Below are 15827 nucleotides of genomic sequence, written 5' to 3'. Positions count from 1 at the left end.
AAATCAAAAGTTAGAAAGTCACAGACAAACCAAACGTGACGCTTTTCATCAGCGGATAGTTGTAGCCATCACCCGAGTTGCCACCCGGATTGAAGACCTGATCGGAAGCTACGGCGTTCTCTACGTCGAAGTCGCGGGTGATGCGGAACAACGGCGACCAGCTCCAGATGTTCTCGGCCGATACAAACACCCGGGCTGCCTGCGAGCCAATTTTCGACACCATCGCGCGCGGCAGGTTATACCCTAACTGAATGTTTTTCAGACGGATATACGCTACGTTTTGCAGGTAGCGGGTTTGCGGGGCAATAAGCGTACCGTTGGCATTGCTGGCCAACCGCGACACGTAGCGCGGGAAGTAGGCATCGGGGTTTTGCTCCGTCCAGATGTTGCCCAGCTGACTCTTCGGAATACCGCCATAGGGCCGGTTGTACTGCCCCCAGAACAGGCTTGCCTCGCCACTTGGGTACCACTGCTGCTTGCCAACTCCCTGCAAAAACGACGAGAAGAAGAAGTTATTCCAGTCGGCCCCGAGCATGATACCGTAGGTGTAGCGCGGGGTTGAATTACCAATAATCGACCGGTCGCCGGGGTTCTCTACCCGACCCGTACCGGGCGTAATAGCACCATCGCCGTTCACATCGCGGAACTTAATATCACCGGGGAACCACAGGCCACTCGATGCCGTACGGAACAGGCTTTGCGACGCACTGTTTTTCACATCTTCGGGCGATTTAAAGAAACCTTCTGTAGTGTAACCCCAGATTTCGCCCAGCCGCTGCCCTACATAGTAATCGCTCAGGAGCTTTTGCGGGTTGTTGTACTTCGTGATTACGGCGGTGTAATCGGCCATAGTGAGCCGCACATCGAACCCAAATGGCTTGGCCCCGAGGTTAAACTTGTCGCGGTACGACAACATGGCTTCCCAACCCTTGGTTTCGAGGTCGGCGTAGTTGCCTCGTGGAGCGGCAGCGCCAAACACAGCGGGCAGGGTAAGGCCCACAGTAAACATATCCGTTGTGGTGCGGATGTAGGCATCCGCCACAAACGTGAGCCGGTTCGAGAGCATCGACAGGTCGATACCGATGTTCTTGGTCGTGGCCGTTTCCCAGGTAAGCCCTTCCGGAATAACGGTTGGGTTACGAGTTTGCTGCGGCCGCTGTCCGTTCAGAATCACGTTTGACTGCGAGATGTTGAACTGCTCCAGATACGCGTATGAGTTGACGTTACCATTACCCAGCGAGCCGTACGAAGCCCGCAGTTTGAGGTCAGACACAATCTGCGCGGGCACCTGCCAGAATGATTCCTTCGATAAACGCCAGCCTACGGAGTACGACGGGAAGAACGCAAACCGCTGGTTGGCCGGGAACTTCGACGAGCCATCGTAACGGGCATTTACCTCGAACAGATAACGGTCCTTGTACGAGTAATTGAGTCGGCTGAAGCCCCCCATGATTTTCCAGCGCTCCCAGCCACCAGCCGTAGTAATAGCTTGGCCCAGAGCGAGGTTAATATCCATAGCATCTTCAAAAATCAGACCGTTACGCTGGGCCGTAAGCCGCTTAAACGTCGATTGCTCGTAGTTGTAGCCCACCATTGCTTTGAGGTAATGGTCGGTATTGAAGGTGTTTTCGTACTCCGTGTACAGGTTACTGGTCATGTAATTGGTTTCCCGGTACACGTTGCTGATGTAGTTGGTGGTAGTACCCACATACGCAATCACGCCCGGCCGGGTGCTGTAGGGTACAGGCACGGCCTTGGTCACGTCGTTGTTGTCGGTGTTCTGAATGGTGAAATCACCTTTCACCCGAAACTTGTCGTTGAAGAACTGAGCCACAAACCCGGCCGTGTTCCGAAACACCCGCTTGTTGTTGTCAATCCCGTTTTTTCCGTAGTAAAAATCGCCCACGGTATAAGCTGCCGAAGCCGTGAGGGTTCCATCGGGGTTGAGCAACGGCGACAATACGTGGCCTTCGTCGGCAATGTTCCGCCAGATACCGCCCCCTTCGCCCACGTTGAGCGGGTTGTGGTACTTCATATCGGAGAACTGCGTCATGTTATTGACCCGCAGCCAGGGTTTGATCTGCACCGAGCCTTTGCCGGTGAAGTTGGCAACTCGGTAATCGTCGGAGTTGTAGCGGAACAGACCATCCTGCCCAAAGTAGCGACCCGTAATGAGGTAGCTGGCTTTGTCGGAGCTACCCGAAATGCTCAGGTTTTGCTCGTGGGCGTGGGTTTGCTTTTTGTACAGCAGATCGTAGTAAGCCGTATTGCCGTAATAGACGTACTCACCCGTTGCCGGGTCAACCTCTACTTCGGGCAGGCCCCCTACTTCCGACCGCCGTTTGATTTCGTTCAGGTAGGCCTGCGAAAACTTCAGGGTCTTATTGGCATTCTGCGGAAATGCCCCGCCAAAATTGACAAACGACTCGGCGAACATCGACGCCCAGGTGTAGCCATCCGTCACCAGATCGGGCCGGGCAATGGGGCTTTTGAGCATGTAGTTGCTCGAAAAGTTGACCGTTGTTTTACCCGCCGATGGATTTTTGGTTGTGATAAGCACCACCCCAAATACCCCCCTTGCCCCGTAAATAGCGGCCGAAGCGGCATCTTTCAGCAACGTGATACTGGCAATGTCGTTGGGGTTAAGCAGGCTGGGGTCGCCCTCCACGTTGTCGATCAGGACGAGCGCGTTCCCCCCTTGCCCGATTGAGGTTGTCCCCCGGATGTTGAACGCGGGCGATTGATTGGGCTTACCATCGCCCATTTTGATGTTCAGGTTGGGCAGTACCCCCTGCAAGCCCTGATTCAGGTTCGAGAGAGGCCGGTTTTCAAACACATCGCCCGTTACCATATCAACGGCCCCGGTCAGGTTGGCTTTTTTCTGGGTGCCGTAACCCACTACCACTACTTCACTCAGCGACTTGGTGTCGACCTTGAGCCGGACGGTAAACTCCGACCCATTGCCCACGGCTATTTCCTGCGGCTGATAGCCCACAAACGAGACCACCAGCACGGCGTCGGTATCGGGCACATTGAGCGTAAATTTCCCATCGACATTCGTGTTAGTGCCGCGTTGGGTGCCTTTCACTACGACACTCACGCCGGGCATTCCGGCACCGGTTTCGTCGGTTACGGTACCCGAAACGGTACGATCAACGGGAGCCGTAACCCGGAGGGCATTTGATTGTGCAGGCTTTGGGGCAAGCGGCCGGTCGATAGCATAGGCTTGCGTGACCCCTGCAAACAGAGCCGCAGCCAACAACTGACGATACGCCAGCCTACCCAAAGGAGGGTTTAGATAGAGTTGCTTCATGATGTTAAGGATTTATGGTATGAAGCAGAAGCTCAGTATCAAATACTTACGATTTATACCTTTTTTATGAAAAACCTTAAACATTCCTAGCTTACCTAACAGTAAACTAACTGATCAGACATAGATTACCCCAAAAAGCGGGTTACGCGTTCAGAAACTCACATTTTCATGTAAGCCAGTTCCCCCACCCAATCGCTCACTTACGTACATATACGTTTGTATGAGTTACCCATACGTACCTTTAGCACACGGACAAAAAAGGCGACCGTTCAATGATCGGTCGCCTTATTCGCATAGTTACATCAACGTACTTCAGAAATGGACTAATCGGGTGAATTTTCGTATCACTCATTCACCCGATCCCGTGTTGCCTTGTGCCGTTGACAGCCATTGTGCCCGGCCGCAGCCGGATAGAAGTCAGCCCGCAACATGTGTCTCTACGGGCTGAACCCTTAATACCCTGCATTTTGCTTCAATTTGCTGTTGTTCCGAATCTCGGCGGTGGGTATCGGGAACAGCAACTCCCGCTCTTTCAACACTGGCCCGTACGAAAACTTGTGTCCTACGTAGTTCTCAAACGTTTTGGTGGTCACGTTGAACGCTTTACGCAGCCGGACCATATCGAACCAGGTTTTATTTTCAAAGCTCAGCTCGTGCCAACGCTCTTTCCAGATAGCCTCACGGAGCTGCTCTTTGGTCAGATTGGCCAGATTGGGCAGCTTAGCCCGGCTTCGGATTCGGTTAACGGCATCATAGACCTCGGCCGACGGCCCCGACGCTTCGTTGGCCGCTTCGGCATAGGTGAGCAGCACCTCGGCAAACCGGATCATGGGCCAGTTGAGGTCGCTGTTCGACGTGACAAGGTGCGCCTGCGTATCGAAATGCTTGTAGATGTAATACCCACCCAGATCGACCGTCGTGTTGCGGTCATTGCTCAGGGTATAGGTGCGGTAGTAGAACTGTTTCTCCTGCGCCCGCAAATCGCCTTTTTCGTACGATTCAACAAACTCCTTGTTTGCGAAAATAGCACCGGTTTCGTCGGAGTATGCCGAGATACCCTGATTGTACGGGATGATAGATGTTTGCCAGCCCGATGGTTGAATATTCGTAGCAAACTGCACCATAAAGATGTTTTCGCCTACGTTTTTCCGGGCCGGGTTGTGGAGGTCGTCGTAGGTCGGAAACAGGCTAAAGCTACCCGCCTTGATGACCTCAGCGGCTTTGTCGGCGGCTTTTTTGTAGTACTCGGCCCCTTTCTGCAACGGGAAGCCCGCCATGGTCAGGTACACACTCGACAGCAGCGACTTAACGGCCCCGGCCGATACCCGACCCGACGCATCAGTTAAGGGCAGACCGGCGGCTTCGGCCTCCACCAAGTCGGCCTCAATCTGCTTATAAACGGCTTCTTCGGTAGCCTGTTCGGGGTAGAGCGTTTGGGAAGTCAGCTCCACCGGCTCCGTAATCAGGGGTACTTTCCCGAAAATCCGCACCAGATTGAAGTAGTACAGAGCCCGTAGGAACCGGGCCTCCCCAATCGCCCGTTTTTTGGCGGCTTCGTCCATCTGAATACCCGGCACCTTGGCAATCACAAGGTTGGCGTTACCGATTCCCTTGTAGCTACTCACCCAGTACACCCGGCCGTATTCGTTGTCGGACGTGTTAACCAGGTTGCGCACAAAAATACTGTTCTGCGCCTGCCCCAGCTCGGTATTGGCCAGGCCGGTGGCAAACTCCAGCATCATCCAGGGGGCTCCGTTGAAGCCACCCCCGGTGGTTGTTTTCAGAAATTCATACGCCGAGTTCACCGCGCTGGTAGCGTGCTGCGGCCGGGTAAAGTAATTATCGGCGGTGAAGTTCGACAGGTCCGTTTCTTCCAGAAAATCGGAGCAGGACGCACTGCTTATCAGAAGCGCCACGGCAAATAGCCCGCGACGGAGGGTATTGATCGTTGGTTTCATGGTTCAGGTTTAGGCTGATTAAAGTCCGATGTTGAGCCCGGCCATAAACACCCGTGGCTTGGGGTAATCATACAGGGCTACACCCTGATCGAAGGCGTTGCCGGTTGTCGACACTTCGGGGTCGTAGCCCTCGTATTTGGTACGCAGGAAGAAGTTCTGCACCGACGCGAAAGCGCGCAACCGGTTCAGCTTCAACTTACTGGCAATGGGAGCCGGGAACGTGTACGACAGCAACAGGTTACGCCCCCGAATAAACGAGCCATCCTGCACGCGGTGGGTATCTTCGTTGGTGTTATACCCTGCCGACACGGGTCGGAACTGCGCAATGGGCGTGTTCTGGTTTTCGGGTGTCCAGGCGTTGAGTACCGTCTTGAAACTGTTGGCAATGCCCTGCCGGTCTTCGGCCGAGTGCTGGCTGCGGAACAAGACATCGTTGCCGTACATGAATTGCAGATCAACGGTCAGGTCGAAGTTGCGGTAGCGGAAGTTGTTGAGCAACGTCCCGAATCCGTCGGGGATACCCTTCCCGATGATAACGCGGTCTTTGTCATTGATAACCCCGTCCTGATTCACGTCCTGGTACTTCACATCGCCCGGCTTTTTGAGGTATTTAGCTGCCTGCGACTCCTCGGCCGTACCCCAGGTGCCCTGATGTACAAACCCAAAATACGAACCTACCGGCTGCTGCTCCCGCACGATGGTGAAGCCCACAAAAATGTCGGAACCACCCGTGAGGGCCAGCACTTTATTTTTGTTGAACGAGATGTTGAACGTCGTGTTCCAGCTAAATCCGCCCGTGTTGACGTTCACACTGTTCAGAGCCAGCTCGATACCCCGGTTTTCCATACTGCCCACGTTTTTGGCGACTGTTTCGTAGCCGCTGCTGAAGGGCACGGGCGCGTTGAGGAGCATATCAGTGGTGAGTTTGCGGTACAGGTCCAGCTCCAGCGACAGCCGGTTGTTGAACAGGCCCAGTTCGAGACCTACGTCGACCTGATGGGTTTTTTCCCAGCGTAGGTCGGGGTTGGCCAGTCGGCCGGTGCCTACGCCAATAGCACGTGCATTACCAAAAATGACCGAGTAGTTGCCCAGACCCGCCAGCGCCTGGTAAGCCGTGATTTCAGAGTTACCCGTGACCCCGTAGCTGGTGCGGAGTTTCAGGTTCGAGATGACCGGCACGTTCTTCATGAAGTCTTCCTCAATTACGCGCCAAGCCAAAGCCGCCGAGGGGAAAAAGGCGTACCGGTTCGAGGAGCCAAATTTCGACGAGCCATCCACCCGGCCCGTGAGCGTAAACAGGTATTTGTCGCGCAAACCGTAATTGACCCGCCCGAAATACGAATTGAGGCCGTAACCCACTGCCGACGAGCTGGGGGCCTGCGGTACCGAACCCGCACCGAGGTTGTTGAACAGGAAGTAATCGTCCTGGAAGTTCTGGGTGGCGGCCCGGCTCGTAAACCGGTCGACGTGCTGCCAGGCCAGCCCCAACAGACCCGTAACCGAGTGCTGATTGGCAAACCGCTTGTTGTACGTCAGGTAGTTTTCAAACTGCCACGAGTTGTGCCGCTCGTTGGTGATAGCCGCCGTACCGCCCTGGTTCCGCGAGATGTAGTTCAGCGTGCGGCCCGCGTATTCGTTGATTCCCTGATTGATGATGTTGGTACCCAGCGTGGTGCGGAGTTCCAGGTCTTTGGTCAGGTTGATGTTGGTGTACACGTTGCCCAGCATGGTTTGCGTGTTCACCAGAAACAGACGCTCTTTCAGAATGTTGACCGGATTACCGCCCCCTTCCATACCGGGGTAGTCTTCATTGCCGCCCCAACGGCCGTCGGGGTACTTAACCGGGATAATAGGCAGAGCCTCCAGCACCTGACGCATGGCAATGATACCACCCGCACCGAGGGGGTCTACCTGATTCTCTTTCTGGTCGTTATAGCTGAGTGAGCCACCCACCCGAATCCAGTTTTTTAGCTGACTGTCAAACACAAACCGACCAGCATAGCGTTTCAGGTACGACTCGCGCACCAGACCGTTCTCATTCCGGTAGCCCAGGTACACCCCGAAATTGTCTTTGCTGTTACCACCCGAAAACGACAACTGATGGTTTTGGGTGAGGGCTTTCTGAAACGACTCATCCTGCCAGTCGGTGTCGTACAGGGGTTGACCACTCGCATCGAACAGCAGCGGGTTAGTACGCTTAGTTTTAGGGTCTTTGTATTTGCCACCTGCCCAACCCACAGGGTCGTATTTCTGAGCGTTCTGGTAGGCAATGTCTTCCACCATCAAAAACTCCTTTGAGTTCAGGAGCGGAATTTTACGCGGCAACACCCCCACGCTGAAGTCGGTATCGTAGGTGATACGCCCACCCGTGGTACTCCCGCGCTTGGTGGTCACCAGAATAACCCCGTTGGCCCCACGGGCCCCGTAAATAGCCGTTGCCGACGCATCTTTGAGGACTTCGATAGAGGCAATATCGTTGGGGTTGATGTAGTCGATGGGGGTACTCCCGTTGGTCAGGCCCGACGCGTTCAGGATCACCCCATCGATTACGTAGAGCGGGTTATTTGCCACACTCACCGACGTATTGCCCCGAATTCGGATGTTCGCCCGGCCGCCCGGACGACCTGAGTTGACCGATACGTTGACGCCCGGAATCCGGCCAGCCAGCCCCTGATTGAGCGACGCAGCCGGGCGTTCCTGCAACATTTCGGCCTTTACGGTACCCACGGCCCCGGTGAGGTCTGATTTTTTCTGAACCCCGTAGCCTACTACCACAACTTCGTTGAGCAGTTTCTGGTCGGGGGCCAGTTGTACGTCGATCACCGACCGGTTTCCCACTACAACTTCCTGATTGGTGTAGCCCACAAACGAAAACACCAGGGTTGTATTGGCCGCGTTTTCGTCAGGAATACCCAACCGAAAAGCCCCTTCGGCATCGGTCGTGGTACCGCGTGTAGTGCCTTTAATCACCACACTTACACCCGGCAGGGCCTCGTTGCTCTCGCTTTTCACGGTGCCCGTAATAGTCCGGTCGGCCTGCTCTACTTTCGGAAGCCGAACGGCTGTTTCCATGGGCCGGGTGCCGGGGGTAGCCTGCCGACTAGCCTGCAACTGAAGGTCAGTATCGGGAACAAACGGAGTGGCTTCGGCCACTTTGCGAGCTTTCCGGCTACCGACAATCAGGTACGAATTCTCATTCACTTTTTTGTACCGCAACCCTAACGGGCTGAGTACATTATCCAGATTTTCTTCAACGCCCGCCTTCGGTCTAATTGCCGTAGGCGCTACTACCATCCCTTCCACGGCTCCCCGCTCAAACAGGATATTCACCTTGTAACGACTGTTGAACTCAGTCAGTACATCTTTGAGCTGACGAGCGTTGTTGGTATGGTCCTGCGTGGTGCTACGCTGCATATTGCTCGCCAGCAACACACCCTGCGACAACGCCGGCTGAGCGGCCATCAGCAAAACAGAGAGCGGTAGTCCCAACTGAATGGACCTTCGTAACTGATTTTTCATTGAAAAGGTAAGGTTTAGGTATTTGGGGGTTAATGACTCGTCAATTGCACTCGGTTTCCCTGTCGGATTACGTTGACATCCAGCAGTTCAGAAATAAATTGCAGCAGTTGGTCGGGGTCACCGGCCTGTATGGAACCTACCAGCACGCGGTCGGCCAGTTCGGGTGTGCCCAGTTGCACCTGAAGACCGTAGCGCTCTTCGAGCATGAAGGCCACTTCACGCAGGGGCGTCTCGTCGAACACAAACCGGTTTCCGGCCGAAACGGGCGCGGACTCGGCCTGCTTCACGACCGACAAAGCCATGTGCCGCCCCGGTTCAAACGTGGCCAGCTGTCCGGGCTTCATCAGCAGTTTACGTGCCTGCTCCCCTTCCCGATATTGCAGCTGAATCTGCCCTTTGGTAAGAGCCACGCGGGCACCCCGGCTACGGGCAAATACCGAAAACTCGGTCCCCAGCACCACTACCTCCATGTTCTTATCGGTTTTGACCACAAACCGGCTGTTGTTGGGGGTGTGCGTTACCGAAAAGTCGGCCTCACCCGTCAGCCATACCTCGCGGGTGCGCTCACCGAATCCCCACCGGGGTATCCGCAGTTTCGAGTTGGGGTTGAGTTGAACCTTACTGCCGTCAGACAACGTCAGGGTGCGGGTTTCACCATACACCGTTCGGTAGTTCTGGTACTGAAGGCGGTCGCGCAGGAGAAACGTCATCAACCCAAGCAGGAGCACCACCGAAGCCGCCATAAACCAGGGCCGGTTCCACCACGGGCTTGCGTGCAGAGGCACTACCGGCGCTGAGAGTGCCCCCTCGGCTGTATCAGCGTTGGTATCCAGGTACGCCCGGTACTTTTCGTAGGCTTTTTCTGTAGGGGCTATGTATTGCGGATGCCGGGTTTCCCACTCTTCCAGCCATTGGTAGTAGGTTTCTTCATTTTTGGGGTCACGCAGCCACTGCGCAATCCGTTCGCGCTGAAGCGTGGATGTTTTTCGGGCAAAATGCCTGAATATAAAGTCTTTGTTGATGTCTGTTCCCATGTGCGTTCGCAGCTTTTGTAGGTCAACTTTCCGGGTTCCTTCGCGAACCAATACCACGCCCGTTACAAGCCGTACCCCATCGTCAGGAGCACCGCAAGCCAGTAATCTCGGAGGCCCCGCCGTACCAGACTTAATGCCTTTACAATGTGTACTTCGACGGTTTTGACCGATAGCCCCAGCTCAGTGGCTATATCCTGATACTTTTTACCTTCAAACCGGCTGAGCAAAAACACTTTGCGACACTGTGGGGGTAGCCGCTCCACGAGGTCTTCTACTTTGTGTAGCACCTCTTCATACTGCATAATTTGGTCGGGCCGCTGACTAAAGGCTCCCTCCTGCACGCCCGCCGTATCGATGGTATCAAGGTCACGAAATTCGAGCCGCAGGTAATTGTAGGCTTCGTTGCGTACGCTCCGAAACAGATAAAACCGGTACGAAGACGTAATATTTTCGTACGCTTTTGTCTTCCAGAATTTGCAAAAAACATCGCTCACCAAATCCTCGGCTACCTCTCTGGAATATACGTACCGGACGGCATGGCTACATAATGCCCCATGATACCGTCGGAACAGCAACTCGCACCCTTTGCGGGGGTTATCGAGAAACACCGACCGGACAAAAAATTCGGTATCCTGCCGGTCTGCATGGTCACTCGTCTGCTCGCCCACCCCGGTTGGCTCCGCATATACCATCTGGGTTTCCTCAACCTCCGACTCCACCAATCGACGAACTTGCATAAGGCAGGGGTTTAGAAAGACTTCTTAGATAAAATCTATTTCATATTAGTAAAGACAACTTTTCCCAAAAACCACCTTACTCTATTTTTAAATTTTCTCCGATAAATCCTCTTTTAGCCATTTCCTTATTACATGGCCCATATAATTTCTTTCTAGTAGGTAAGAAGCGGCCAATTCAGACACTCATCATAACGCAAAAAGTCTGGCCCGTATCCTACGCCTTTTTTATCTCTAATCGACGAACTTTGCCCTTCAATTACCCCTGATTAGCTACCTACGATTTCGTCTTTGTTCGTACCCGAATGCCCTCCGTACAAATAACTCCGCTTACGCCGGCCGACTCCTCTGCCCTTTCTGAAATTGCGCTCCGTGCCTACCGCGATCACTACCTCGATTACTGGTACGACCGGGGAGAATGGTACATGAAACGCTCGTTTGACCCGGCGGTACTATCTGCCGAATTGGCCGATCCTACAGCCTTGTTTTTTCTGGTAAGCCTGGACGGGGAGCCTGTGGGCTTCCTGAAAATCAATCCCGACAATCCGCTACCGGGCACTACCGACGCGCATAGTTTTGAACTGGAGCGCATTTATCTGATTGGACGGGTAACGGGGCAGGGTGTTGGTCGGGCCGCGCTCACATTTACCGAGAATCTGGGCCGTGAACGAGGTAAAACGGTATTGTGGCTAAAGGCGATGGACACGAGTGATGCGCTTCAGTTCTACAACCGGGTAGGATTCGAAACCTGCGGCACCGTACTGCTCGACTTCCCTCAGATGAAAGAAGAGCGCCGAGGCATGGTTATCCTGAAAAAGGTAATTTAAAGGCATAAAAAAGCCGCCCCAAACCGGGGCGGCTATAGCATTTCCGGCGGGCACTCACCTGTAGCCAGAGGCTTTTTAAGAACTTAACTAGTATTTAACAACCACCCTTAAGTTACCTCGCCTTACACGCTGAGACTGATAATGAATATTTACATCAAAGTCATAGTAATCAAATACGCTTTTTAAAGAATCAATTCTTCCTTTAGGCAAGCTGAAAACACGCCAATATAGTTTTTCCGGCTGGCGGGGGTTTACTAGGATGATAGATGCAGAATCGTCCAAATAGCCTACGGCACAAAGTGTAATTCTGGGCACCTTGCTTCCGGCCGTTTTATCCAAATGAAAACTGGTATCGGCAGCAACGTTTGCCACCCGGAGTAGAGTTGGTGTCCATTCAGTCGAGCGGCAACCCAACATAAACAATAGCCCAAAAAGTAAAGCTGCCGTTTTCATTGTAGTCGTTATCTAATCTGCTCTTTCGCAACTAGTGCTCCATTTAGATGACGCAGCAGCTAAAATACAAAAAGCCGCCCCGGTTTGGGGCGGCTTTTTGTAATGTATCACATTAGATCTGCGGTAACGATTCGGGTTCGGTTTGGGCAGGCTTTGATTCCGGCCCAATTTCCTCCTTCACTTCTTCGCCCCGCTTCTTGTAAGCCTGATACGCCGTGTCACGCTCAAACGGACGACGCCCAATCAGACGCTCCAGATCTGCCTGGTACAAAATCTCTTTCGACAACAGCTCCTGCGAAATAATCTCCAGAGCCTGGCGCTTGTCGGCGAGCAGGTTTTTAGTACGCTGATAAGCCTCATCGACAATCTTACGCACTTCTTCGTCGATATGCTTGGCGGTTTCTTCCGAATACGGCTTGTTGAACGCGTACTCCGACTGCTTCGAATCGTAGAACGATACGTTGCCAATCTTGTCGTTCATGCCGTACATGGTTACCATGCTGTACGCCAATTTGGTGATGCGCTCCAGATCGCTCAGGGCACCGGTCGATACTTTACCGAAGACCAGATCTTCAGCGGCCCGACCACCCAGCGCCATGCACATTTCGTCGAGCAGTTGCTCAGTGCGGTACAAGTACTGCTCACGGGGCAGATACTGCGCGTAGCCCAAAGCGGCCACACCACGCGGTACAATGGTCACCTTCACGAGGGGATCGGCATGTTCGAGATACCAGCCGGCTACGGCATGACCCGCTTCGTGATACGCCACAATCTCTTTTTCCTCCGGCGAAATAAGCTTATTCTTCTTCTCCAAACCACCAATTACCCGGTCCATAGCGTCCTGGAAATCGATCATCTGAATAGACTCCTTGTCCCGACGGGCCGCAATCAGGGCCGCTTCGTTACACACGTTGGCGATTTCGGCACCGGCAAAACCGGGTGTCTGAGCGGCCAAGTCTTTCGGGTCAACATCCGAATGCAGCTTGAGCGGCTTCAGGTGCACCTTAAAGATAGCCTCACGACCCACAATATCGGGCTTGTCGATGCTGATCTGCCGGTCGAAACGGCCGGGGCGCAGCAGCGCTGAGTCGAGTACATCAGGGCGGTTGGTAGCGGCCAGGATAATGATACCAGAGTCGGTCGCAAAACCGTCCATCTCTACCAGCAGCGAGTTCAGCGTGTTTTCACGCTCATCGTTGGCTCCGGGCATAGCACCCCGCCCCCGCGAACGACCTACGGCATCAATCTCGTCGATAAAGATGATACAGGGGGCTTTTTCTTTGGCCTGCTTGAAGAGGTCACGTACACGGGCGGCACCTACCCCCACAAACATCTCCACAAAATCGGAGCCTGAAAGCGAGAAGAATGGCACCCCGGCTTCGCCAGCTACAGCCTTGGCCAACAGGGTTTTACCCGTACCTGGAGGGCCGACCAACAGAGCCCCTTTCGGGATTTTAGCGCCCAGCTTGGTAAACTTGGTTGGAGCCTTGAGGTAATCAACAATCTCTTTGATTTCCTCCTTAGCTTCTTCCAGTCCAGCTACCTCGTTGAACGTAATTTTCACCCGGTTCTCCGCGTCGAACAGGGCCGCCCGCGATTTACCAATGTTGAAAATCTGCCCACCGGGTCCACCGGCTCCCGACATCCTTCCCAGCAAAAAGTACATTGCCAGAATCATAATAATCAGGATACCCCAGGTGCTGATAAAGCTGCCCCAGTCGCTACGCTGTTCAAATTTGTACTCAATTTTCTCGTTGTCGCCAACGTTGGCCTGTAGTTTATCGAGGTCTTCTTTAAACGACTCGCCCGATGCAACCTGAAACGAGAAATGGGGGCCGCTGCCGGTACCAAAATAAGGTTTCTCGGCAAACAGACTTTTGTATTTTGGGCCTTGAAGCGCCTGTTGGGTCAGTGTTACTTCAGCCACCCGATCGTTGACCACGGTTACCTCAGCAACCTCGCGGTCTTTCACCATCCGCTCAAAGCGTTTCAGGGAAATCTCGCGAACTGAGCTTGTTCGGCTCATAAACGTGATTCCCAGAATAGCCGCAATCAGCAGGAAAACGATCCATCCCTGGAAATTCGGGCGCTTGGGCCCACGGGACGATAGCGGATTTCTATTGTTATTCTCTGGCATTTCGACAGGTTGTACAAAAAGGGGTTTTCAAAGACTAACACCGTTTATAAAGTGAATGTTTCGGGGGCCGAAACGCCATTGATAGACGGTCAGATTAAGGGATAAGAAGCTTAAATGGCAATAGGAGCCTCGTCGGGGTTAGCCTCATCAAGATACTGAACGTCAGCATCCCCCCAAAGTTGCTCTAAATCATAAAATGCCCGGCGGTCTTTCTTAAACACGTGGGCAACCACGTCGACATAGTCGAGCAGAATCCACTCTTTGTTCATTTTACCTTCCTGATGCCAGGGGTTCTGACCGGTGGCTTTATGCACTTCTTCATCAATTGAATTAGCAATGGCATCAATCTGCGTATCCGAGTTACCCGAACAGATAACGAAGTAATCGCAGATTGCATTTTTTACCTCCCGAAGATCCATCACGGCAATATCCACGGCTTTCTTCTCCTGCATACCCTTCACAATCAGGTCCCGCAGTTCCTCGGAAGATACTTGATCGCTGTTGGCGCGTACGCGCTCAACGGCTGTTGAGTTGTTAATTATCATGCGTATGGTTTAAAATTTCAAGCTAAGCGTTCACAGCTTAGTTTTGCACATCAGGTCTATACGAGCGGGTGCGTTACCAAAGGGCAGGTCTGTCTGTCGCGCGCACCGTCAATGAAGCCTTTCACTAAACGTAACAAATTTTTGTACAAAATCCATCCCAAAACTCTTTTTATTGGCCAAAATTGTCAATACCTGCCAAGCTGTCAGTCTACGAATGACGAAGCTGCCGATCTGCTGAGCCAAACGGACCTCGCAGAGGGTACGCTAATCATCACGGACAATCAAACGGCCGGTCGCGGGCAACGGGGCAATATATGGTTGGCCGAGCCGGGGCAGAACCTGACGTTTTCGCTTGTGCTACGGCCTAATTTTCTGCCCGCAGCCCGGCAGTTCTGGCTCAACATAGCCATATCTGTCGGCATCACCGACGCTCTGCTCCCGCTCACCGACGGCCTGATTCGGATCAAGTGGCCGAACGATCTGTACATTGAAACCCAGAAAACCGGCGGTTTGCTCATCGAAAACACGATTCAGGGGCAATGGTTGGCGTGGTCAATTGTGGGGCTGGGGCTCAACCTCAATCAAACCACGTTTGCTTACCCCACGGCTACCTCACTTCAGTCGCGGTTTCCGCTACCCGAAGGCTATCACCTACCGGGCGTACTCACCTCGATCTGTGAACACATCGAGAAACGATACCTTCAGCTCAAAGCCGGTCACGAGGCCATTCTTAAAGCCACCTACCTGCAACGGCTGTACCGGTTTCAGGAGGGAGGCCGCTTTCGGGATGCACAAACCGGTGCCATTTTTACAGGTACCATCATAGGCGTAAACGAAAATGGGCAGTTGACTCTTGTGATCGGTTCGGATATACAACATTTTAATTTTAAGGAAATCGAATTTCTGCACGACTGATATATGACAAAACCGTACTGTATCCTACTCACGTTCAATGAGTTTAGATACTTAATCAATTTTGCTTATTCCAAGAGGTCGGGAAGCCTAACAGCATTTTAATGTTTTGTCTATAGGTTTAGTATTAAACTTGCAACCAAGTCGAACGGCAAACAAGCCGTTTTGTCGCGTTGTTTAGGATCTTCTTCTATCGATTGAGAGGATTTTTGCAAACACATCAGGGAGCGTTGAGGTAATCAACCAGGTTCGTAGATCAGGCAGGAAAACGATGTTTCGTATGGCCTCCCCACCGGGGGAGGCCACTTACCCACCTATGTTCGTCACTGATTCGAAGCGGGGCATTCGGTACGTTGGCTGTGGTTGCTTCTTGTACTTACCACTTAAAACCTACT

Annotated in this window: 10 protein-coding genes; 2 read left to right on the top strand and 8 right to left on the bottom strand. The window is 53.2% G+C overall.

The features are described from left to right. Nucleotides 1–10: 10 nt before the first annotated feature. The 5 genes from F5984_RS04555 to F5984_RS04535 form a co-directional block, all read right to left on the bottom strand. Nucleotides 11–3313, bottom strand: coding sequence for a SusC/RagA family TonB-linked outer membrane protein (locus F5984_RS04555; RefSeq protein ID WP_246168823.1), 3303 nt, complete (start codon nucleotides 3311–3313; stop codon nucleotides 11–13). A 452-nt stretch (nucleotides 3314–3765) separates the two neighbouring features. Then, on the bottom strand, nucleotides 3766–5271 hold the full coding sequence (locus tag F5984_RS04550; protein ID WP_152123042.1) for a RagB/SusD family nutrient uptake outer membrane protein: 1506 nt from the start codon (nucleotides 5269–5271) through the stop codon (nucleotides 3766–3768). Nucleotides 5272–5289: 18 nt separating this feature from the next. Next, nucleotides 5290–8790, bottom strand: a complete 3501-nt coding sequence (locus F5984_RS04545) for a SusC/RagA family TonB-linked outer membrane protein (protein ID WP_246168822.1) — start codon at nucleotides 8788–8790, stop codon at nucleotides 5290–5292. Nucleotides 8791–8819: 29 nt separating this feature from the next. Further along, complete coding sequence (locus F5984_RS04540; protein WP_152123041.1) at nucleotides 8820–9824, bottom strand: FecR family protein; 1005 nt, start codon at nucleotides 9822–9824, stop codon at nucleotides 8820–8822. Nucleotides 9825–9886: 62 nt separating this feature from the next. Next, the gene (locus F5984_RS04535) at nucleotides 9887–10561 is read right to left on the bottom strand and encodes an RNA polymerase sigma-70 factor (RefSeq protein ID WP_246168821.1); all 675 of its coding nucleotides are present in this window, start codon (nucleotides 10559–10561) and stop codon (nucleotides 9887–9889) included. Nucleotides 10562–10863: 302 nt separating this feature from the next. On the opposite strand from F5984_RS04535, the gene F5984_RS04530 reads away from it, so the two are divergent. Beyond that, nucleotides 10864–11385 (top strand): GNAT family N-acetyltransferase, encoded by a 522-nt coding sequence (locus F5984_RS04530; protein WP_152123040.1) that lies wholly within the window; start codon nucleotides 10864–10866, stop codon nucleotides 11383–11385. 87 nt (nucleotides 11386–11472) lie between these two features. On the opposite strand, the gene F5984_RS04525 is transcribed toward F5984_RS04530, so the two are convergent. The 3 genes from F5984_RS04525 to rsfS all read right to left on the bottom strand — a co-directional run bounded on the left by F5984_RS04525 (nucleotide 11473) and on the right by rsfS (nucleotide 14520). Next, nucleotides 11473–11838, bottom strand: a complete 366-nt coding sequence (locus tag F5984_RS04525) for a hypothetical protein (protein WP_152123039.1) — start codon at nucleotides 11836–11838, stop codon at nucleotides 11473–11475. A 112-nt stretch (nucleotides 11839–11950) separates the two neighbouring features. Next, nucleotides 11951–13975 carry an ATP-dependent zinc metalloprotease FtsH gene (gene ftsH, locus F5984_RS04520; protein WP_152123038.1) on the bottom strand — a complete coding sequence of 675 codons (2025 nt, stop codon included), beginning with the start codon at nucleotides 13973–13975 and terminating at the stop codon, nucleotides 11951–11953. A 110-nt stretch (nucleotides 13976–14085) separates the two neighbouring features. Beyond that, nucleotides 14086–14520, bottom strand: coding sequence for a ribosome silencing factor (gene rsfS, locus F5984_RS04515; protein ID WP_152123037.1), 435 nt, complete (start codon nucleotides 14518–14520; stop codon nucleotides 14086–14088). 141 nt (nucleotides 14521–14661) lie between these two features. Between rsfS and F5984_RS04510 the strand changes: the two genes are divergently transcribed. Continuing rightward, the gene (locus tag F5984_RS04510; protein ID WP_246168820.1) at nucleotides 14662–15435 is read left to right on the top strand and encodes a biotin--[acetyl-CoA-carboxylase] ligase; all 774 of its coding nucleotides are present in this window, start codon (nucleotides 14662–14664) and stop codon (nucleotides 15433–15435) included. The last annotated feature ends 392 nt before the right edge of the window (nucleotides 15436–15827 follow it).

Source organism: Rudanella paleaurantiibacter, assembly GCF_009184635.1.
Lineage (GTDB): Bacteria > Bacteroidota > Bacteroidia > Cytophagales > Spirosomataceae > Rudanella > Rudanella paleaurantiibacter.
This window is presented reverse-complemented; position numbering and strand designations above follow the sequence as displayed.